Below are 17,680 nucleotides of genomic sequence, written 5' to 3' on the forward strand. Positions count from 1 at the left end.
CCGCTCATTCCTTCACCTGCGCCAGCGCGTTGACGGCCGCCGCCGCCATGGCCGAGCCGCCACGCCGGCCGTGCACGACGAGGAAGGGGACGCGCCCGTCCTGCGCCAGCGCTTCCTTCGATTCCGCCGCGCCGACGAAGCCGACGGGGATGCCGATCACCGCCGCCGGCATCGGTGCGCCTTCGTCGAGCATGTCGAGCAGGCGGAACAGCGAGGTCGGCGCGTTGCCGATGACGACGACGGAGCCTTCGAGATGCGGACGCCACAGCTCCATCGCCGCGGCCGAGCGCGTCGTGCCCATCTCCTCAGCGAGCTTCGGCACGGAAGCGTCAGGCAGCGTGCAGATCACTTCGTTCTTCGCGGGCAGGCGCGCACGGGTGACGCCGTCGGCGACCATGCGGGCGTCGCAGAGGATCGGCGCGCCCTTCGCCAACGCCGTCTCGGCGGCCTCGGCGAAATCAGGCGACATCGCCACGTCTTTGGGCAGGTCGGTCATGCCGCAGGCATGGATCATGCGGACGACAACGCGCTCGGCCGTGCCGGAAAAGCGCGACAGGTCGGATTCGACCCGGATGATGGCGAAGGAGCGCTCGTAGATCGCGGCCCCGTCGCGGATATAGGCGTGACGCGTGCTCAAACTCAAAAGACCTGTTTCTGATGGCGCACCGTTTCCAGGCGCGCGCGGATGTCCTGACCCGGTTCGAGCCGGCGCACAAGTTCCGTCAGCGAAAGATGGGCGATGGCGGTGTCGCTGGTGCCGCCATCGATGATCACGTCATAGCGCCCGTCGCGGCCGACCAGAGTGAGATCGGCGCGACCGGGGTGGGCACAGGACTTGGCGCAGCCGGAGACGTGGAGGCTGAGGCCATCGGCAAGAAGTGGGGAAAGCGTGCTTGCTAGCAACATAGCATCGGCCAGCGTCGGCACTTCGCCGCGCGCGCAAGCAGGGGCCCCGGTGCAGGCCGAGACCGCAAGGCGCGGATCGTCCGCTTCGATGATAAGGCCTTCGTTCCGAAGCGCTCCGGTTAGGGAGTTCGCTCCATCAGCCGAGAGGCCGCAGAAGGCGAAACCACGCCAAGGCGACACTCTGATTTCATGAATGCCGGCATCACCGGCGAGTTTGCTCAGATGGCGCAAGCCAGCGGCACCCGTTCGGCCGAAGGGCAATCCCGCGAGTATGGCGACCCTATTGTCCCGCTCGGCGACGAGGCCGGCGCATGCTGGCCTCGGTCGGGAGGCCGGGGCAGGCATCGATCCGAGCCCGGACGATGTCGCCAGCAGTGTCAGGTCATCAGACGAAAGATCGCGCATGCGGCGGACCTTTCCGAAGCTCGCCCTGCTCGCGGCAACGAAGCCGTCGAGCAAGTGAACCGCCAACGCCGCCGCTTCATGCGGCGCAACCGGGCCGAACCAGAGCTCACCCGGCAGACCCAGCGTGACCACGCCTCCCGAGATCGCAAGCAGCCTGAGATCGGCGGCAAAACCATCGAGTGCCAGCGCACCGCCGCCATCCACGACGATCGAGAATTTCGCCGTCAGGCCGACGATGCCGCGCCCGGCACGCTCGACCGCCTCCGCCAGCGCGGCCGCGTCGAGCAGTTCGCCAGCCGCCCGGCCGGCGAGCGGCGAGGTCAGCACCAGCCGGCTCGGGCCATCGCCCTCGGCTTCGTCGACGAGGCCCGCTGTCAGCAGGTCGTCGACCAGCGCCGGATGCGCCTCCTCGCGAATGCCGCGTAGCTGCAGATTGCCACGCCCGGAAATCTCGATCTGGCCATTGCCGTGCCGGCTCGCCAACTCGGCGACATAAGCGAGCTGGTCCGGCGTCAGGACATTGCGCGGCGGATGCAGGCGTACCAGCAAGCCATCGCCGGTCAGCATCGGCCGCAAGGTGCCGGGGCACCAGCCGCGCCGCATCGTCTCGCGGGCGGGGGCGCTCATTCCGCCGCCTCCCGGCCTGAGAGCATCGCCGCCGAGTTCGATCGGCTTGTCCAGAGCCCACGCTCCTGCGCCTCGGCGAGGCGCGCGCGGATCGAGGCCGCGGCCGGCGCATTCGCCCGCTCCAGCGCCTGCCAGATGGCGGGATCGCCGCAGTAGGCCTGGAACACCGCATCGAACAGGCCGTCCGAGACGGCATCTGTCGCAGCCGCATAGACGAAGAGCGCATCGACGGCTTCCGCGAGCTCGGCCGCACCGCGCCAGCCATGGGCGAGATGGCTCGCGATCCAGCGGGGATGGCAGAGGCGGCCATGAACGATGCGCGAGACGTCCTCGGCCAGCGTTCTCGCCTTGGGCTTGTCAGGATCGGAGGTGTCGAGGCTGTAAAGCGCGGCCTTGCCGCCTTGCGCCTGCATCGCGGCGACGAAGCCGCCGATCACGTCGGCGGCGCTGGTCGCTTCCAGGATGTCGCGCCCGGCCGTGTCGCTGACATGGACGAAGGCCTGCGCCTCGGCGACCCGGTTCGCGAAGCCGGCATCGGCCGCAGCGGCGCCGTCCGGCCCGCCATAGGCATGGCTGGTGGCAGCAAGATAGGCCTCGCCGAGCTCGCCCCGCGCCTGCCAGTCGCCGTCGAGCGCCCGGTCGGCCATGGCGGCCCCATAGCGACCGGGCGCGGCGCCGAAGATGCGCGCGCCTGCCTTGCCGCGGCGGTGGGCGGCCGCGGGCTCGTTCCACTCATCCGGCTCGTCGAGCGCGGCGACGGCACGCGCTGCCGCGTCGAGCAACGCGATCTGCGCCGGAAAGGTGTCGCGGAAGGCGCCGGAGATGCGAATGGTGACATCGGCACGGGGCGCGGCGAACTTGGCTTGCGGGATGATCGAGAAGCCGGTGACGCGGGTCGAGCCATGGTCCCAGAGCGGTTCGACCCCCATCAGGTGCAAGGCATGGGCGATGTCCTCGCCGCCTGAGCGCAAGGTCGGCGAGGCCCAGAGGTCCATGACGATCCGGCGCGGATAGTCGCCTTCGTCCTGGAGATGCCTAGCGATGACGGCCTCGGCCGCTCTGGCGCCGAGCCTGGCGGCCGAGCGGGTCGGCAGGGCGCGCGGGTCGAGTGTCGAGAGGTTGCGCCCGCTCGGCAGCACGTCGGGCCGGCCGCGATGCGGCGCGCCGGCCGGGCCGGGCGGCACGAAGCCGGCATCGAGCGCCTTCAGCAGGTTGCGGCGCTCGTTGCCGGCGGAGGCTGGATCGGCGTCCGAAGAACCGAAGACATGCAGGCCGTCGCGGAAGGCAGTCTCGGCGAGATCGCAGAGATGGGCGTCGAGCGCCGCGAGCGCGCTCGGCATGTCCTGATCGGGCGTTACGCCGCTCGCCGCGGCGAGGCCGGAGTGCTTGGCCCGGTCGAGGATCTCGCGCGCGACCAGCTCGGCCCGGCGCGGATCGAGCACCTGCGCCTGCGAATACTCCTCGACGAGATCGCGCAGCAGTGCCGCTTCGCCGGCCGTGTCGTGCGCTGCCAGAGGCGGTGGCAGATGGCCGAGCGTCAGTGCCGACAGCCGGCGCTTGGCCGGCGCCGCCTCGCCGGGATCGTCGACGACATAGGGGTAGATCACCGGCAGGGCGCCGACCGCGAGCCGCGGCCAGCAGGCGGCCGACAGCGCCACGGCCTTGCCGGGCAGCCACTCGGTCGTGCCATGGGTGCCGAGATGGATCAGCGCGTCGGTGCCGAGGATCTCGCGCAGGCCGAGATAGAAAGCGAGATAGGCGTGGCCCGGCGGCGCATCGGGGTCGTGATAGCGCACCTTGCGGTCGGGCGAGGCGTCGCGCGGGGGCTGCAAGGCGATGGCGAGCTTACCGAAGCGGACGAGCCGGAAGCGGAAGGACGCGCCGTCGCAGGCTGGGTTGGTTTCTGGCGAGCCGTGGCTGGCGAGCAGGGTTTCGCGCGCGGCGGCCGGGATGGTCGCGACCCAAGAGCGATAGGCGGCGAGCGGGACGGCGAAGTCGACTGGGCCCTCAGTGAGGGCCTGCATGAGGTCCGCGCCGCCCGTGTCGGACGGAGCTGGCCCGACCTCATATCCGGCCTCATTCAGCAACTCCCGGATCGCCAGCGCACTCGCCGGCGTATCCAGTCCGACAGCGAAGCCGGCGCGGCCGCCGCGGGCGGGATAGTCCGACATCACCAGCGCGACTTGCCGTTCGCTACGCGGCTTGCGGCCGAGAGCGACCCAGTTCGCCGCGAGGTCGGCGAGGTCGGCGATGCCGTCGGCATCTGGTGTGAGCCGCCGCAATGTCAGGCCGGTCGCCGGGTCGTTGATCTCCTGCTTGAAGGCGACGGGCATGGCACCGAGTCGTCCGTCGAACTCCGGCAGCGCCGCCTGCATCGCGAGGTCGGCGGCGGAGAGCCCGCGTGGCGAGGCCTCCCAGGCTTCGCGGGCGCTGCCGACCGGCACGGCCTGCAGGATCGGGCAATCGGCGGCGTCGAGTACGAAGCCTTCGCCGTCGCGGGCGGAGAAGGCGGTGGTGGTGACGATCAGCGCCGGCTTGCGGGTAGCGATCAGCGCGGCAAGTTCGCTGGTGACGCTCGCGTCCTTGAGGCTGGTCAGGGCAAGTGGGAGCGCCGCGAGGCCGCGCCCGGCGAGAGCCGCCGCAATCGCCTCGACCATCGCCGTATCGCCGGCGGCGACGCCGGAGCGGTAGACGAGAATGGGAATGAGCGGGGCGTTCGCCGGCAGGATCGCTAGGGCTTCGCGCCAGGGGAGGGGAGCCGCGTTCGGGCCGAGACCGAAGAGCGTGGGAAGCGGGATAGGGGCAAGGTCGCGCCGGCCCTCATCCCCCTGCCGGGACCTTCTCCCCCGAGGGGAGAAGGAAGCTGCCAGGGTTGTCGCGCTTTTCGTTAGCTGACCCTTCTCCCCTCGGGGGAGAAGGTGGCCCGGCGAAGCCGGGTCGGATGAGGGCAGCGCAGCGAGATAGTCATCGATGCGCGCCAGCAACCGCCGCATGTTCTCGGCACCGCCACCTGCATGGAAATAGCCCAGCAGCTCCGCCGCGAACTCCGGCGGCACCGTGCCGTATCCGGCGAGCCGCTCATCCTCACGGTCATCGCCCGGCAAAACCGCCAGAGCGATGCCATTCTGCCGGCAGGCGGCGGCGATCTGCTCGACGCCGTAGCGGAGATAGTCGAGCCCGCCGAGGCAGCGCAGCAGGACGAAGCGTGAGCCGGCGAGCGTCTTCTCGATCAGCAGGTCGATCGAGAGCGGATGCTTGAAGCGCCGGAGTGGGACCAAACGCAGGTCAAGCCCGCTATCGGGCGCGGCAGCCGCCAGCGCCGACAGGTCACTGTCGCTGAAGGAGAGGACGACGAGGTCTCCCGGCGGCAGAGCAAGGTCGACGGCGTCTTCGCCGTCGTCGAGCCTCACCTCGCTGGTCGAGAGAAGATGCATCGCATCAGCCGGCGAGCGCTGCTTCCACAGCGGCGCGGTCGAAGCCCTTGAGACCGATCACCACGAGCCGGCCGTCGCGAGCCTCATCCGCCCCCCAGGCCCGGTCGTAATGGTGGCCGACGCGCCGGCCGACGCCCTGCACGACGAGCCGCATCGGCTTACCGGGGATGCCGGCAAAGCCCTTGAGGCGCAGCACGCCCTCGGCCTCGGCCGCCCTGGCGACGCGGGCGACGAGCTCTTCCGGTGAGCCGGCCTGCGGCAATGGCAGCGCAACGCTGTCGAAGTCGTCATGGTCATGATCCTCGCCCTCGCCATGATGCGAGGGACGGGCGGCGAGGTCGGTCTCGGCGGCGGCACCGAGCCCGATGATCAGGGCCGGCTCGACCTTGCCATGGGCGGTCTCGACCACCTTGATCGCCTTGGGCAGATGCTGGGCGATCTCGGCCTTGACCCGTTCGCGCCCGGCGGCATCGAGGATATCGCTCTTGTTGAGCAGGATCAGGTCGGCGCAGAGGATCTGATCCTCGAACACCTCCTCCAGCGGGTTGTCGTGGTCGACAGCCTGGTCCTGTGCGGCCTGCGCCTTCAGAGCCTCGGGATCGTCGGCGAACTGGCCTTCGGCCACCGCCGGCCCGTCGACCACGGCGATGACGCCGTCGACGGTGACGCGCGAACGGATCGCCGGCCAGTTAAAGGCCTTGACCAGCGGCTTCGGCAGAGCCAGGCCCGAGGTCTCGATCAGGATGTGCTGCGGCGGGGTTTCCCGGTTCAGCAGCTTTTCCAGCGCCGGCACGAAATCGTCGGCGACCGTGCAGCAGATGCAGCCATTCGGCAGTTCGACGATGTCGTCCTGCGTGCAGCCCTCGATCCCGCAGCCGGCGATGAAGGAGCCGTCGAAGCCGAGATCGCCGAATTCGTTGACGAGAACGGCGAGGCGCTTGCCGCCGGCATTCTCAAGCAGATGGCGGACGAGGGTGGTCTTACCGGCGCCGAGGAAGCCGGTGATGATCGTGCACGGCACCTTGCCGAGCACGGGGTTCTGCGGAGCGTTCATTGATCAGATCCTTGCTGGCGCGGCAGAGGGGGCACGCGCGCGACCACGCCCTTGCGGAACGAGGCGGGTCTTTCCTTCCAGGGAACGATGCCGTTGGCGCTGGCGGCGAATTTTTCCGCCCCGCTGACGATCTCGTCGAGATGAAGACCGGCGTCGAGATCGCCGATCAGATAGGTCCACTTGCCCTCGGCCGCGAGCGCGATCGTGCAGGGCCGCTTGCAGACGGAAAGGCATTCGACCGGGATGACGGCGATGCCGCTGCCGGCCATGCGTTCGGAAAGCGCCGCCGCGAGGCCAATGCCGGGCTGGTCATAGCCCTCCGGCAGGTCTTCGCGCTGGCGCCGGCAGACGGTGCAAACATGGATGGTGCAGCCCAGCTCCAGCCGGGCTTCCGTCGCGAGGGCGAGATCGCCTCCGAGCATCGAAACGCCTCCTTGGATTGGCGTGGCCGTCGCCGGCCGCGCGAGGCGTCAGGCGACCGCGGTCACGGCGCTGCGGCGCGCGAGCCAGGGCCAGAGCACGCCGACGGCGAAGCCGGTGACGAGCCAGAGCGCGGCCTGGATGGCGAGCGAAAGCGCGGCGAAATGCGCGGCGATCTCGGCCGGCACCTTGCTTTCCGGCGCGGCCGGATGCGGCGCACCGATCAGATGCGGCAGCAGCAAGGCGAGTACGGCGAGTGCCCGAGCCCAGGAAGCCTCGACGCGCAGGAAGACGAAGAGCGCGCCGGCGGTGACCACGGCCGTCAGCAGCCACCAGAGCTGTCGCTGCTGCAGCTCGGCCGCCGCGGAGCCCGGCAATTCCGGCGCCAGCCCCATGGCTGGAGCAAGGCCGAAGGCAAGGAAGCCGCAGACGGCCCAGGCGAGCGCCCGGCGCTGGTCGATCTGTTCGTTCGCGGCGATCATCCCGCCGAGCAACAATGCGGCGAAGCCGATCGCGGTGCCGATCGTCACCAGGCTGGTGAAGGCGGTGCGCTGCAAGCCGTCCTGCGGCTTCCATTCATGCTCGCCGGTGTGCTCGGCGCCGGCTTTCGGGTCGTTATGGGCGAGAACGATGCGGGCACCGTCAGAGAAGGCGGCTTGCATCGGTGCGCCCTGCGCGCGCAACGCCGCCTCATAAGTCTCGGCCTTGAGGATCAGCGGGGTGGTGGTGACGTGCTGGAGCGCCGAGATCAGCAGCCCAGCCAAAAGCCCGGCCAGGATGCTGACCGTGAGAACACGCGTGACCATGTGCTTCCCCTCAATGACAGGGAAAAGCGAGGCCGTGACGGGTGTCGTGCGCCGCGTTGTGGACAGTGGACGAGGCGGCGAAGCCGACGGTGTAGATCAGCACGAAGCCGAGGATCAGCGCGGCGGCGACGGCTTTCGCCCGTTCCGAAACGCTGGCCTGGCTGGTGACGGTAGCCGTATTCATCTGGTTCTCCTTGGCCACCCCACCGGCAGCCTGCTGGACGACATCGAAAGACGGCAGGTCTCCTGGCTCACGGCTTGGTGTCCTGCTCCGCCTTCCCGGGAAACCCAGTGGCCGATGGCGCAGGACGCGCCGCTTACAGTTGCGGGGGCAGCCGCGGTCCTTCACCGCGTTCCCTTTTCACCTCGTCGTCGAGGCACCGTCACGGATGATCATTAGCCACAGGCGCGGTGCTGTGCAATGCACGACGTATCCTTGGAAACGAATGCCAGATATGACCCTTCCTCCGCTCACCCTCGTCCTTGGCGGCGCCCGCTCCGGCAAGAGCCGTCACGCCGAGGCGCTGATCGAGGCGCTGCCGGCGCCTTGGACCTATATTGCGACTGCCCAGGCCTATGACGACGAGATGCGCGCCCGCATCGCCGAGCATCGCGCCAGGCGCTCGCGCGATTGGCAGACGGTCGATGCGCCGGTGGCTCTGCCCGAGGCGATTCGCAACGCCAGGCCCGGGCAACCGATCCTCGTCGACTGCCTGACGCTCTGGTTGACCAATCTGCTGCTCGCCGAGCGCGACATCGCGATCGCCACCGGTGAGCTCGTGGCAGCTTGCCGCGAGGCGAGCGCGCCGGTGGTGCTGGTCTCGAACGAGGTCGGCCTCGGCATCGTGCCGGACAATGCGCTCGCCCGCCGCTTCCGCGACGAGGCCGGCCGCCTGCATCAGCGGCTTGCGGCGCAGGCCGGGCGCGTGGTCTTCATGGTCGCCGGATTGCCGATGCAGGTGAAGTCGTAGAGCGAAGTGACGAGATGACGAACGAGGTCGAGGACGCTGCCCGCCATAAGGCGAAGATGGAAAAGCGCAAGGCGGTGCAGGACGCCGAGGTCGCTGGCAAGACGCTGGAGAAGGGCCTGCTGATCGTCAATACCGGCCCGGGCAAGGGCAAGTCGACTGCCGCTTTCGGCCTGATCCTGCGCGCGCTCGGCCATGGCTGGCGCATCGGCGTCGTCCAGTTCATCAAGGGCGCCTGGTCGACCGGCGAGCGCAAGGCGCTGGAGGCTTTCGGCGACCAGGTCTCCTGGCATTCGATGGGCGAGGGCTTCACCTGGGAGACGCAGGACAAGGCCCGCGACATCGCTGCCGCGACGCGCGCCTTCGAGAAAGCCAGGGAGTTGATGGCCGACGAAGGCATCCGGCTGCTGGTGCTCGACGAGCTCAATATCGCCCTGCGCTACGACTACCTGCCGCTCCCCGAGGTCGTGGCGGTGCTGCAGGCGCGCCGCCCTGATCTCCACGTCGTCGTCACCGGCCGCAATGCCAAGCCGGAGCTGATCGAAGCGGCTGACCTCGTGACGGAAATGACGCTGGTGAAGCACCACTTCGCCGCCGGGGTAAAGGCACAGGAGGGGATCGAGTTCTAGAGGGCTAGCGCGAACAGAATTCCAATTCCCGCCAACCCCCAGAGCAGCAGGCAGGCGCGGCGATAGAGGGCAAGAGCCCGCCGGATATCCGCAGCCGTTGCCTCCGCCCTTCCATCGCCCATCCAGCCATCCTCGACCCTGACCGCGCCATAGACGCGCGGGCCGGCCAGGCGGAGCCCGAGCGCACCTGCCATTGCAGCCTCCGGCCAGCCGGCATTGGGCGAGCGGTGGCGGCGGGCATCGCGGCGCACGGCGCGCCAGGCGGCGCCGGCATCGGCCTGCCGGTCGAGCGCCGCGGCGACGGTCAGCAGCAGCGCGGTCAGCCGCGAAGCCGGCAGGTTGACGAGATCGTCGAGCCGGGCCGCCGCCCAGCCGAAGGCGAGATGGCGTGGCGATTTGTGGCCGATCATCGAATCGGCGGTGTTGATCGCCTTGTAGAGCACCCCGCCCGGCAGGCCGCCCACACCGAGCCAGAAGGCTGGCGCGACGATGCCATCGGAAAAATTCTCGGAGAGACTCTCGATCGCGGCGCGTGCGACACCGGCTTCATCGAGGCTCTCCGGATCGCGACCGACGATCATCGAGACAGCCTTGCGTCCCCCGATGAGCCCGCCCTGCTCCAACCCCTCGGCGACGCGGGCGACATGCTCATGCAGGCTGCGCTGTGCCAGCAGGCTCGAGGCCAGCAGCGCTAGCGGCAGCAGAGCGAGCGGCCCGGCAAGACGGCAGAGTGCGGCAAGGACAAATGAGACGACGAGCGCCACCCCAAGCAGGATCACGAGCGCAACGACGCCGGCCACTCGCCGCATCGCGAAACTCATGGTCTCGCGATTGAGGTGGCGATCCAGCCAGCCGATCAGCGCGCCGATCCAGGTGACGGGATGGCCGATCCATGCGAACAGGCGCGCCGGATAGCCGATCGCCGCCTCGATCAGGAGGGCGGCGAGGAGGAGCGGCAGGCTTGTGGAGAGCGACATGGCGGCCGGGGAGATGAAGGAGACGATCTGGCATGGCGGCGACCTCGCCACGGTTAAGGCGCTGTTTCCACAGGTGCCAGAACCCTGGATCGATCTCTCGACCGGTATCAACCCGATCCCCTATCCGCTTCCGGAGCTGCCGTTAAGCCTGTGGCACCGCCTGCCAGGCAAGGCGGACGAGGCGAGGCTGCTCGCCGCAGCCCGCAAGGCCTACCGCATTCGTCCGCAAAGCGGCCTCGTCGCCGCCCCCGGCACGCAGATCCTGATCGAATTGCTGCCGCGCCTGGTCCCGGCCGCGACTGTCGCCGTGCTCGGCCCGACCTATGGCGAGCATGCGTCGGCCTGGCGCAAGGCGGGAGCGACGGTGCGCGAGATCGCCGATCTCGCCGAAGCCGGCGATGCCAATGTCGTCGTGCTGGTCAATCCGAACAATCCGGACGGGCGCGTCGTCGCCCAGGAGAGGCTGGTCGCGCTGGCCGGATTGCTCGGCGCGCGAGGCGGCCTGCTGGTGGTCGACGAGGCCTTTGCCGACTTTGCACCCGCGATGAGCCTGTTGCCGATCCTGCCGGAGGGGGCTCTCGTTCTGCGCTCCTTCGGCAAGGCCTACGGGCTTGCCGGTCTGAGACTCGGCTTCGCCGCTGGCGAAGTGCGCTTCACCGACGCCCTTCAGGCGATGCTCGGCCCCTGGGCGGTGGCCGGGCCGGCGCTGCATGTCGGAGCCGTCGCGCTTGGCGATGCGGAGTGGCTGTCCGCCGCGGGCGAAGCGCGAGATGCCGACAGCAGGCGGCTCGATGCGCTGCTTGCGCCGCTAGGCCGGGTCGTCGGCGGTACCGTGCTCTATCGCCTGCTCGAGACGCTGCAGGCGCCGGCCCTGTTCGACCGCCTCGGCCGCGCCGGCATCTATGTCCGCCGCTTCCAGCACAATCCCTCGCGCCTGCGCTTCGGCCTGCCGGGGGATGAAGCGGGCTGGTCGCGTCTGGCGCAGGCGCTCACGCCGGCTTGAGCCTCGCTGTGCGGTCATCGCAGCCGGCGCATGCGGGTGAGAGTGGGACGAAGCTGCGCCTCGACGCTATCGTCAGGTGATTCCAGCGATCCGGAGATAATACGCAATGCAGCCTTGGCCGAAGCAGTCCGCCCTCACCATCGGCTTCGCCCATCCGGCCTATCAGATGCGCGACGAATATCTCGCCCGCAATGGCCAGGCGACGAGCTTCGAGGTCCGCAGCCTCGACGATCTCAGGGCGCGCGCGCCGGAAGCCGATGTGCTGGTCGTCTCCGGTCTCTGGCGCAACGACATGCTGGAGGGCCTCGGCAAGCTGCGCTTCATCCAGTCGATCAGTGCCGGCACCGACCAGTTCGACAAGCCGAAGCTGGCGGCAGCCGGTGTCCGCCTCGCCAGCGCCCAGGGCGGCAATGAGCGAGCCGTCGCCGAGCACGCGATCTCGCTGATCCTGGCGCTGGCGCGCCAGCTTCATCTTGCCCGCGACAACCAGGCGAAGCAGTTCTGGCGGCCGATGATCGGCGATCGCTCTCGCCGCGAGGACGAGCTCGGTGGCCGCACGCTGGTGATCGTCGGCCTCGGCCGCATTGGCCTCAGGCTTGCGGCGATCGCCTCGGCTTTCGGCATGCGTATCATCGGCGTGCGCCGCCGGCCGGGTTCGGAGCCGAATGTCGAGAAAATCGTGCCGCCGGCGGAGCTGCATGCGGCGCTGGTGCAGGCCGACTTCGTCGCGCTGACCTGTCCGCTGACGCCGGAGACGGAGGGGCTGATTGATGCCGCCGCGCTCGCGGCGATGAAGCCGTCGGCCTATCTGATCAATGTCGCGCGCGGCCGGGTGGTCGAGGAGCCGGCTTTGATCGCGGCGCTCGAAGCCGGCCGTATCGCCGGCGCCGGCATCGATTGCGTCTATGAGGAGCCTTTGCCGGCGACTTCGCCGCTCTGGGCGATGCCGCAGGTGCTGCTGACGCCACACAGCGCCGGCGAGACCCGCGCCTATGAGAGCAACGTCATCGACATCCTGCTCGACAATCTCGGCGCGCTGGAGCGCGGCGAGGCCACGCTCCAGAACCAGATCGTCTGAGCAGCGCCAGCACGCGTGCTAAGCGGCTTTGCCTCCGCAGTTGCGCGGAACCAAAAAGACAAAGCCTCCCCGGCGAAGCTGCGCTCGCCTGGGAGGCTCTGGTCCGGTCCGAACTCACCAGCGCGGGCGCGGGCCGTAGCTGCCGTCGCAGCCGACGAGCGGGCCACCCGGATAGTAGTCGTCGATGACGATGTCCGGCATGGCGCAGCCGCGGTTGGTGCTGCGGCTGATGCGGCGGCGCTGCTGCCCGTAATCATCGGGCTCGACCATGACGGTGCGGCCGTCATAGCGCGGCTCCGCCTGCCGGGCGGTCGCCAATTTCGGGGCCGGGCGCGGAGCCTGGGTGCGTTCGGCCGTCTTCTCGGTGGCCTGCTGGCGCACAGGCGGCAGCGGCGCTGCGGCGACGTCGGTGTCCTTGCCGTCCTTGCCGGCGACCTGCGAGGCCGGAACGACCATGTCCTCGGCGCTGGCGCGCACCAGCTTCTGGACGCCGGTGTCGAGGACGAGCGTGCGGAAGGGAGCATCGCCGCAGCCGCCGCAACGGGCCGGGTCGAGCGGGACGAGATCGACGCGCGCCTTGCCGTCGTCAGTGGCCTGGCCTTCGCCGGTGGCGCGGGCGGCGATCACCACCTTGCCGGCATCCTCGAGCTGCATCTCGATCAGCTGGGTTCGGAGCGCGCGGGCCCGGCGGTAATTGACGACCTCGTCGCCGCCCGAGACCAGGATGGCGAAGGGCGCGCCCTTGGGGGCATTGCCGCGGAAGATGTCGCGCAACTGGGTGATGGCGCGGCGCGCATCGGAGGAGACCTCCCAGCTGCCGGGCGCGAAGGCGATCTGGCGCGTCGTCATGATCTCGCGGGCCGACTGGGCGACGCCGAGCGAGACGGTGCGCGAGGAGAATTCCAGCTTCAGCGACTGTGGCCGCTCGGCGACCTTGGGTGCATCCGGGTTACCACCTTCGGCCTGCGCGAAACCGGCGCCGGCCGAGACGATGACGGCGAGGGCGGTGACGGCGAGGCGCAGGCGGCTGGTGCGCAGGCGGGCGGTCTGGTCGAGCTGGAAGCCCATGGCGGGTCTCCTCATGAACGGGTGTGCGCTGGGCACGTTGCCAGACCCTTGGCGATCCCTGAGCCGGTTTCGCGAACGCCGGCGCAAAGGTGAGGCCTGAATGATGAACGCGCGCGCGTAAGGGCCGCGCCCAAGTGGGCACGTTCATCGGCTGTTCAGGAAAAAATCCAGTTCGCAGCGAAAAAGCGGCAAACAGTGGCAAAGCTCGGACAACGCCATTGCCGCGTCCCGCCTCGGTCGAGCCGGCCGTCGCATTGTCGAGGCTACAGGACTATGCGAAGAGAGGATAAACAGGGGGTTTGGCTATGAAGAACGCAGATGAGCGCAAGGACAACGTCGAGCTTCCCCAGATGATGTCCCGCCGTGCGCTCGGTGGATTCGTCCTTTCGCTGCCGCTGCTGAGCGCTCTTCCTGCGCTGGCACAGACCGACCAGGGTGCGACCAATATCCTGCGCTCGCTGGCGCCGCATGATCGCGTGCCGGGTCGCTCAGGTGGTGGCGCAAGTGGTGGCGGCAGGGTCGTGGTGCGCCGCGTCGCGCCAGTGCCCCGCCGGGTCCATCCGCGCGGTTACGGTTCGGATGTCGTGATCGATCTGACCCGCCGCGTCGAAGTCACCGTCTTCTTCGACAACGACTCGGCGACGCTACGCCGCGGCGCGGAAGCCACGCTGATGCGGCTTGCATTGGCGCTGCGCGATCCGATCCTGCTCGATCAGCGCTTCCTGATCGCCGGCCACACCAGCGCCGAAGGCGGCTACGACTACAATGTCGAGCTCTCGCAGGAGCGGGCTGCCGCGGTCCGCGACTGGCTGGTCTCCTATGGCGAGATCAGCCCTGGCCGCCTCGTCGCCCACGGCTTCGGCCCTGATATGCTGCGCAATCCGCGCAGCCCCTATTCACCCGTCAATCGCCGCGTTGAAGTCATCGCCATCACCGGCTGAGTTTTCTACCGTCTTCCCGAAACAACCATTTGCCTCAGGGGGCATCGTCATGGCTTTGTTCAAGCGCCTCATGCTCGGTCTCGCGCTGCTGATGTCCTTCAGCGTCGTTGCCAGCGCCCAATCGCCGAATTCCCGCATCAACCTCCTGGTGATGTCGGACGACGCCGATCCGGACACGGTTCCGCGCAACAACCGCATCTTCAACCGGGTTCAGCTCCAGCTTTCGGAGTATCTCAACACCCGCGGCTTCCAGGTCTATGACGAGACCAGCCTGGCGCTGGGCATCACCCAGACCGCCCGGGTCCGCCGCCGTGACGCCGAGCTGATCGAGATCGCCCGTGCCGTCTCGACCCCGGTCGACGCCATGGTCGTCTACCAGATCTACGCCTCGGCGCGCCGCGCCGTCGCTGCCGACATCCGCTTCCCCGAGATCCGCATCGCCGGCCGTGTGCTCAATGTCCGCTCCGGCCAGTTCATCGCGGCCTTCGAGGTCGGCGGCTTCCAGCTGCCGGCCCTGCCGAACCCCTGCAGCGCCGAGTGTCTGCTCGAGACCGTCGGCACCCAGTCGCGGCTTCTCGCCGCCGATCTCGGCGCCGCGATCGCCCAGAAGCTCGAAGGCTTTGCCCGCCCGAGCGGTGGTGCAGCCGCTGTCGGCAAGGACGGCATCGTCCTCGGCGGTGGAGCTGCTGGCGGCGGTGCTGCTCCGGTCGCGGCCGGCGGCGACGGCTGCAACAGCCTGCCGACCGACTTCGTGATCCAGCTGCGCGACTTCACCGCCACGGAAGTCGACCGGGTCGAGAGCGAGTTCGTTCGCTGGGGTTGCTACCGCGCTCACCGCGCCACGCAGATGACCTCGACCTCGGCCGACTTCTTCTACTCGACCTCGGCCGACTCGGCCCGCCTGACCCGCAACTTCCGCCTGATGCTGGAACTGGTCGGTCTGAACGGTCAGGTCACCTTCTCCGGCAACCGGCTGGTGGTCAGCAAGGTCGCAACCCGCTGACCGAGAGGGCTTGCGGGTAACCATAAACCTCAGCCCGTTCTTGCAAAAATGCCGCCCGGTCGACATCGACCGGGCGGCTTGTTACTTTAATTATGGCAGCAATATGTGCCGGCTGGGCGCGAGCGGGGCAGGGAGGGGTTCCGCTCGTCGTGACCGAGCCGGTGTACGATGCGGATATTTGACACATGGATTGGGGTATTGACCCGGCACGGGTCGCGGAGATCAGCACGATCGCGTCTTCGCGGCGGTTTTCCGCCCGGGACACCGAGAAGTTCGTTCTCGCGATCACGGGCGGCGGTTCGGAGAATGCCGACCTGCCGCTCTGGGACATGCTGCAGGTCTTGTTCTCGCTGGGAGCGCTGACCGCAAATCCGCGCATGCCGGCCCGTGACGCCGCCATCGGCTGCATGCTCGACGAGAGCGGCATCCTGTTGCGGCCGCTGCGCCAGGACGGGCCGGTGCGAACGAGCTTCGCCGGGGCGACGATCGAAGCCTCCGCGGCCGAGATCGTGCTCTCCTATGGCGACAAGGGCGAAGCGAAGACCCGCTCCTTCTCCTGGAGCCGGATCAGGCGCGCCCTCGGCCTCGCCGACTTTCTCTTCGCCGCCGAAGCCGATGAGCGCTCGGAAGGTGGGCTCGTCGCGCTGCGCACCGCGCTCGACGCCGTCTTCGCGCTGTCCTCTTTCGACGAGGACGGCATGAAGCGTGCGGTGCAGGAGCCGGCCCGTTTCATGCGGGCCTGGCGCCGGCGCCATCTGCCGCTGCTCGCCTTCGCCGATCTGATCCGCCAGCGCGAGGCCTTCCTCAACGCCTCCGGCCGGCGTGAGCGCCAGCGCGAATTCGATCCGGACGATCTGATCGCGCTCTGGAGCTTCGCTTTGCTGCATGGCGAGACCTGGAGCTTCGCCCGCTTCGCCGAGCGTTTCAGTGCCCTGATGCGCGAGGAGCGTTCCAGCGTCGGCCGCCGCGACTTCATGGCACCGGCCTCGATGGAGACGCTGATGGCGCGCCAGCCTTCGGAGAATCCCGAGGAGGCGCTGATCGCCTGGCTCGACCATCAGGCGATCCTCGGCGAGCTCGAGGTCGACGAACCGGACGAGGATGACGAGCCGGAAGAGGAGGATGAGGACGGCGTCGTGCGCGAGCGCGTCTACGCCGCGCTGATGCGCCTGCCGGCCGAGCCGAAATTCCTCAACAAGGAGGAGCGCGAGGCGATCGGCCGGGCGCTCGCCATCCTGCCGCTCGCCCATGAGCAGCCGCTGACGCTGGCGCGCTCGCGCGCTGTCGCGCCCTGGGAGAATCGGCTGGTCGAGGCCAGCCGCCGCATCGCCGGTTCCAATCGTGGCCAGGTCGACCAGAGCCCGGAGCCGTTCGATTATGCCGGCATCGCCGCGAGTCTCGCCGTCCTGGGCAGGCGGCTCGACGAATTGCTGCTGATCGGCACTGCGCTCGAGGCGATCGAGGGGCCGGAAAGTGAAGCAGCGACGGCCGAGGGGCAGAAGCTTCTGCGGCGCTGGCGCCATGATCGTGCGAGCTTCCGGATCGACGATGCGAAACTGGCGCTGACCTTCGCAAGGCATGGGGGAGCACTGAGAACGGTCGCAGCAGCCCTGCACCGGATCAACAGGCAACAAAAGCGCTTCGGAGAAACGACGGACCTGGTCGCCCAGGCCGCCAGCGACGAGGCGCGGTTCACCGACGTCTTCTCGCAGCGCTATCAAGGGCGATCGAAACGGCCATGACAGACTTCCTCAACCAGGGTCCGCTCGAAGACGACCTCCGCGCCGGCCGCGCCACGGCCAGGCTGGTTCTGGCGGCGCTTGCGAGCACCGAGCCGGAAGAGGTCGTCGCCACGAGCATCAGCCGCGCCGATCTTTGGGCGCATGCCCGCCGCGTCCGTGGCGAGCCCGTCAACTTCGCCGCCGAGCGTGCGATCCGCACCGACCCGGAGGCTGCACGGCTCTACCGTCGCTTGCTTTCCTTCCAGGCGGTGGCGCGTAGCGAACTCGCTGCCGCGGCCTATGACAGCAGCGCGACCCACCGCCGCATCGGCTCCTTCGAGCTCGACGTGATCGAGGAGGACGATGCGCCGCCGGCCCTGGTCATCCAGTGCCTGTCGGAGACCGACCCCGCCCCGACCATGATCGAGGTCGTCTCGATCGAGGGCGTGGTTCGTCTGCCGCTGCCGGCGCCGGTCGACAAGCACATCGTCATCGACCTGCCGCGTCAGGACGCCGAGCGCGATCTGCTGCGATTGATGCTCGCCAACCCGCTCGCAGGCGTTTATCTGCTGTAACGCCGGAAGCGCTGCCACAAGCAGCGCTTTACTGGCGCAAGGGAACGGCAGGGCCTGCGAGAGAG

General features: G+C 68.9%; 17 protein-coding genes and 1 riboswitch. Of the genes, 8 read left to right on the forward strand and 9 right to left on the reverse strand.

Annotation, left to right across the window (positions count from 1 at the left end):
- Positions 1-4: 4 nt before the first annotated feature.
- The 7 genes from GV161_RS12665 to GV161_RS12695 are packed head-to-tail and all read right to left on the reverse strand — an operon-like array spanning position 5 to position 7,836.
- Positions 5-637: a precorrin-8X methylmutase gene (locus GV161_RS12665; RefSeq protein ID WP_152015925.1), complete on the reverse strand. Its 633-nt coding sequence runs from the start codon at positions 635-637 to the stop codon at positions 5-7.
- Between the two features lie 2 nt (positions 638-639).
- Entirely contained in the window at positions 640-1,938 is a 1,299-nt protein-coding gene (gene cobG / locus GV161_RS12670) for a precorrin-3B synthase (RefSeq protein WP_152015924.1), read from the reverse strand.
- Complete coding sequence (gene cobN / locus GV161_RS12675; RefSeq protein ID WP_152015923.1) at positions 1,935-5,372, reverse strand: cobaltochelatase subunit CobN; 3,438 nt, start codon at positions 5,370-5,372, stop codon at positions 1,935-1,937. Before cobN ends, cobG begins: the two co-directional genes overlap by 4 nt.
- Before the next feature lie 4 nt (positions 5,373-5,376).
- Complete coding sequence (cobW, locus tag GV161_RS12680; protein ID WP_152015922.1) at positions 5,377-6,426, reverse strand: cobalamin biosynthesis protein CobW; 1,050 nt, start codon at positions 6,424-6,426, stop codon at positions 5,377-5,379.
- A complete protein-coding gene (locus GV161_RS12685) occupies positions 6,423-6,848 on the reverse strand; it encodes a DUF1636 domain-containing protein (RefSeq protein WP_152015921.1) in 426 nt (141 codons plus the stop codon). The genes cobW and GV161_RS12685 overlap by 4 nt, the downstream gene beginning before the upstream one ends.
- A gap of 48 nt (positions 6,849-6,896) precedes the next feature.
- A complete protein-coding gene (locus GV161_RS12690; RefSeq protein WP_152015920.1) occupies positions 6,897-7,652 on the reverse strand; it encodes a CbtA family protein in 756 nt (251 codons plus the stop codon).
- Positions 7,653-7,662: 10 nt separating this feature from the next.
- Positions 7,663-7,836 carry a CbtB domain-containing protein gene (locus GV161_RS12695; protein ID WP_082613285.1) on the reverse strand — a complete coding sequence of 58 codons (174 nt, stop codon included), beginning with the start codon at positions 7,834-7,836 and terminating at the stop codon, positions 7,663-7,665.
- A 34-nt stretch (positions 7,837-7,870) separates the two neighbouring features.
- Positions 7,871-8,052: riboswitch (cobalamin riboswitch) on the reverse strand.
- Positions 8,053-8,098: 46 nt separating this feature from the next.
- Here GV161_RS12695 and cobU point away from each other — a divergent pair.
- Positions 8,099-8,623 carry a bifunctional adenosylcobinamide kinase/adenosylcobinamide-phosphate guanylyltransferase gene (gene cobU, locus GV161_RS12700; protein WP_152015919.1) on the forward strand — a complete coding sequence of 175 codons (525 nt, stop codon included), beginning with the start codon at positions 8,099-8,101 and terminating at the stop codon, positions 8,621-8,623.
- A gap of 14 nt (positions 8,624-8,637) precedes the next feature.
- Positions 8,638-9,249 (forward strand): cob(I)yrinic acid a,c-diamide adenosyltransferase, encoded by a 612-nt coding sequence (cobO, locus tag GV161_RS12705; protein ID WP_152015918.1) that lies wholly within the window; start codon positions 8,638-8,640, stop codon positions 9,247-9,249.
- Here cobO and cbiB read toward each other — a convergent pair.
- Positions 9,246-10,226 (reverse strand): adenosylcobinamide-phosphate synthase CbiB, encoded by a 981-nt coding sequence (gene cbiB, locus GV161_RS12710; RefSeq protein ID WP_152015917.1) that lies wholly within the window; start codon positions 10,224-10,226, stop codon positions 9,246-9,248. The two genes, cobO and cbiB, sit on opposite strands and share 4 nt — an antisense overlap.
- Here cbiB and cobD point away from each other — a divergent pair.
- Positions 10,225-11,229 carry a threonine-phosphate decarboxylase CobD gene (cobD, locus tag GV161_RS12715; RefSeq protein ID WP_152015916.1) on the forward strand — a complete coding sequence of 335 codons (1,005 nt, stop codon included), beginning with the start codon at positions 10,225-10,227 and terminating at the stop codon, positions 11,227-11,229. The genes cbiB and cobD overlap by 2 nt on opposite strands.
- Positions 11,230-11,335: 106 nt before the next feature.
- A complete protein-coding gene (locus tag GV161_RS12720; protein WP_152015915.1) occupies positions 11,336-12,307 on the forward strand; it encodes a D-2-hydroxyacid dehydrogenase in 972 nt (323 codons plus the stop codon).
- A gap of 114 nt (positions 12,308-12,421) precedes the next feature.
- On the opposite strand, the gene GV161_RS12725 is transcribed toward GV161_RS12720, so the two are convergent.
- A complete protein-coding gene (locus GV161_RS12725; protein WP_152015914.1) occupies positions 12,422-13,375 on the reverse strand; it encodes a hypothetical protein in 954 nt (317 codons plus the stop codon).
- Positions 13,376-13,680: 305 nt separating this feature from the next.
- Between GV161_RS12725 and GV161_RS12730 the strand changes: the two genes are divergently transcribed.
- The 4 genes from GV161_RS12730 (at position 13,681) to GV161_RS12745 (ending at position 17,615) form a co-directional block, all read left to right on the forward strand.
- Positions 13,681-14,316, forward strand: a complete 636-nt coding sequence (locus GV161_RS12730; RefSeq protein ID WP_152015913.1) for an OmpA family protein — start codon at positions 13,681-13,683, stop codon at positions 14,314-14,316.
- Between the two features lie 49 nt (positions 14,317-14,365).
- Positions 14,366-15,319 (forward strand): hypothetical protein, encoded by a 954-nt coding sequence (locus GV161_RS12735; protein WP_159650243.1) that lies wholly within the window; start codon positions 14,366-14,368, stop codon positions 15,317-15,319.
- A 185-nt stretch (positions 15,320-15,504) separates the two neighbouring features.
- Entirely contained in the window at positions 15,505-17,061 is a 1,557-nt protein-coding gene (locus GV161_RS12740; RefSeq protein WP_152015912.1) for a hypothetical protein, read from the forward strand.
- Positions 17,058-17,615, forward strand: a complete 558-nt coding sequence (locus tag GV161_RS12745) for a hypothetical protein (RefSeq protein WP_152015911.1) — start codon at positions 17,058-17,060, stop codon at positions 17,613-17,615. The genes GV161_RS12740 and GV161_RS12745 overlap by 4 nt, the downstream gene beginning before the upstream one ends.
- Positions 17,616-17,680 lie beyond the last annotated feature (65 nt).

Source organism: Bosea sp. 29B, from assembly GCF_902506165.1.
GTDB lineage: Bacteria > Pseudomonadota > Alphaproteobacteria > Rhizobiales > Beijerinckiaceae > Allobosea.

What these genes read in the sequence shown, in the direction of transcription:
- cobG (WP_152015924.1), bottom strand. Translation starts at nt 1,938, where the DNA reads ATGAGCGCCCCCGCCCGCGAGACGATGCGGCGCGGCTGGTGCCCCGGC.
- cobN (WP_152015923.1), bottom strand. Translation starts at nt 5,372, where the DNA reads ATGCATCTTCTCTCGACCAGCGAGGTGAGGCTCGACGACGGCGAAGAC.
- cobW (WP_152015922.1), bottom strand. Translation starts at nt 6,426, where the DNA reads ATGAACGCTCCGCAGAACCCCGTGCTCGGCAAGGTGCCGTGCACGATC.
- GV161_RS12685 (WP_152015921.1), bottom strand. Translation starts at nt 6,848, where the DNA reads ATGCTCGGAGGCGATCTCGCCCTCGCGACGGAAGCCCGGCTGGAGCTG.
- GV161_RS12690 (WP_152015920.1), bottom strand. Translation starts at nt 7,652, where the DNA reads ATGGTCACGCGTGTTCTCACGGTCAGCATCCTGGCCGGGCTTTTGGCT.
- GV161_RS12695 (WP_082613285.1), bottom strand. Translation starts at nt 7,836, where the DNA reads ATGAATACGGCTACCGTCACCAGCCAGGCCAGCGTTTCGGAACGGGCG.
- cobU (WP_152015919.1), top strand. Translation starts at nt 8,099, where the DNA reads ATGCCAGATATGACCCTTCCTCCGCTCACCCTCGTCCTTGGCGGCGCC.
- cobO (WP_152015918.1), top strand. Translation starts at nt 8,638, where the DNA reads ATGACGAACGAGGTCGAGGACGCTGCCCGCCATAAGGCGAAGATGGAA.
- cobD (WP_152015916.1), top strand. Translation starts at nt 10,225, where the DNA reads ATGGCGGCCGGGGAGATGAAGGAGACGATCTGGCATGGCGGCGACCTC.
- cbiB (WP_152015917.1), bottom strand. Translation starts at nt 10,226, where the DNA reads ATGTCGCTCTCCACAAGCCTGCCGCTCCTCCTCGCCGCCCTCCTGATC.
- GV161_RS12720 (WP_152015915.1), top strand. Translation starts at nt 11,336, where the DNA reads ATGCAGCCTTGGCCGAAGCAGTCCGCCCTCACCATCGGCTTCGCCCAT.
- GV161_RS12725 (WP_152015914.1), bottom strand. Translation starts at nt 13,375, where the DNA reads ATGGGCTTCCAGCTCGACCAGACCGCCCGCCTGCGCACCAGCCGCCTG.
- GV161_RS12730 (WP_152015913.1), top strand. Translation starts at nt 13,681, where the DNA reads ATGAAGAACGCAGATGAGCGCAAGGACAACGTCGAGCTTCCCCAGATG.
- GV161_RS12735 (WP_159650243.1), top strand. Translation starts at nt 14,366, where the DNA reads ATGGCTTTGTTCAAGCGCCTCATGCTCGGTCTCGCGCTGCTGATGTCC.
- GV161_RS12740 (WP_152015912.1), top strand. Translation starts at nt 15,505, where the DNA reads ATGGATTGGGGTATTGACCCGGCACGGGTCGCGGAGATCAGCACGATC.
- GV161_RS12745 (WP_152015911.1), top strand. Translation starts at nt 17,058, where the DNA reads ATGACAGACTTCCTCAACCAGGGTCCGCTCGAAGACGACCTCCGCGCC.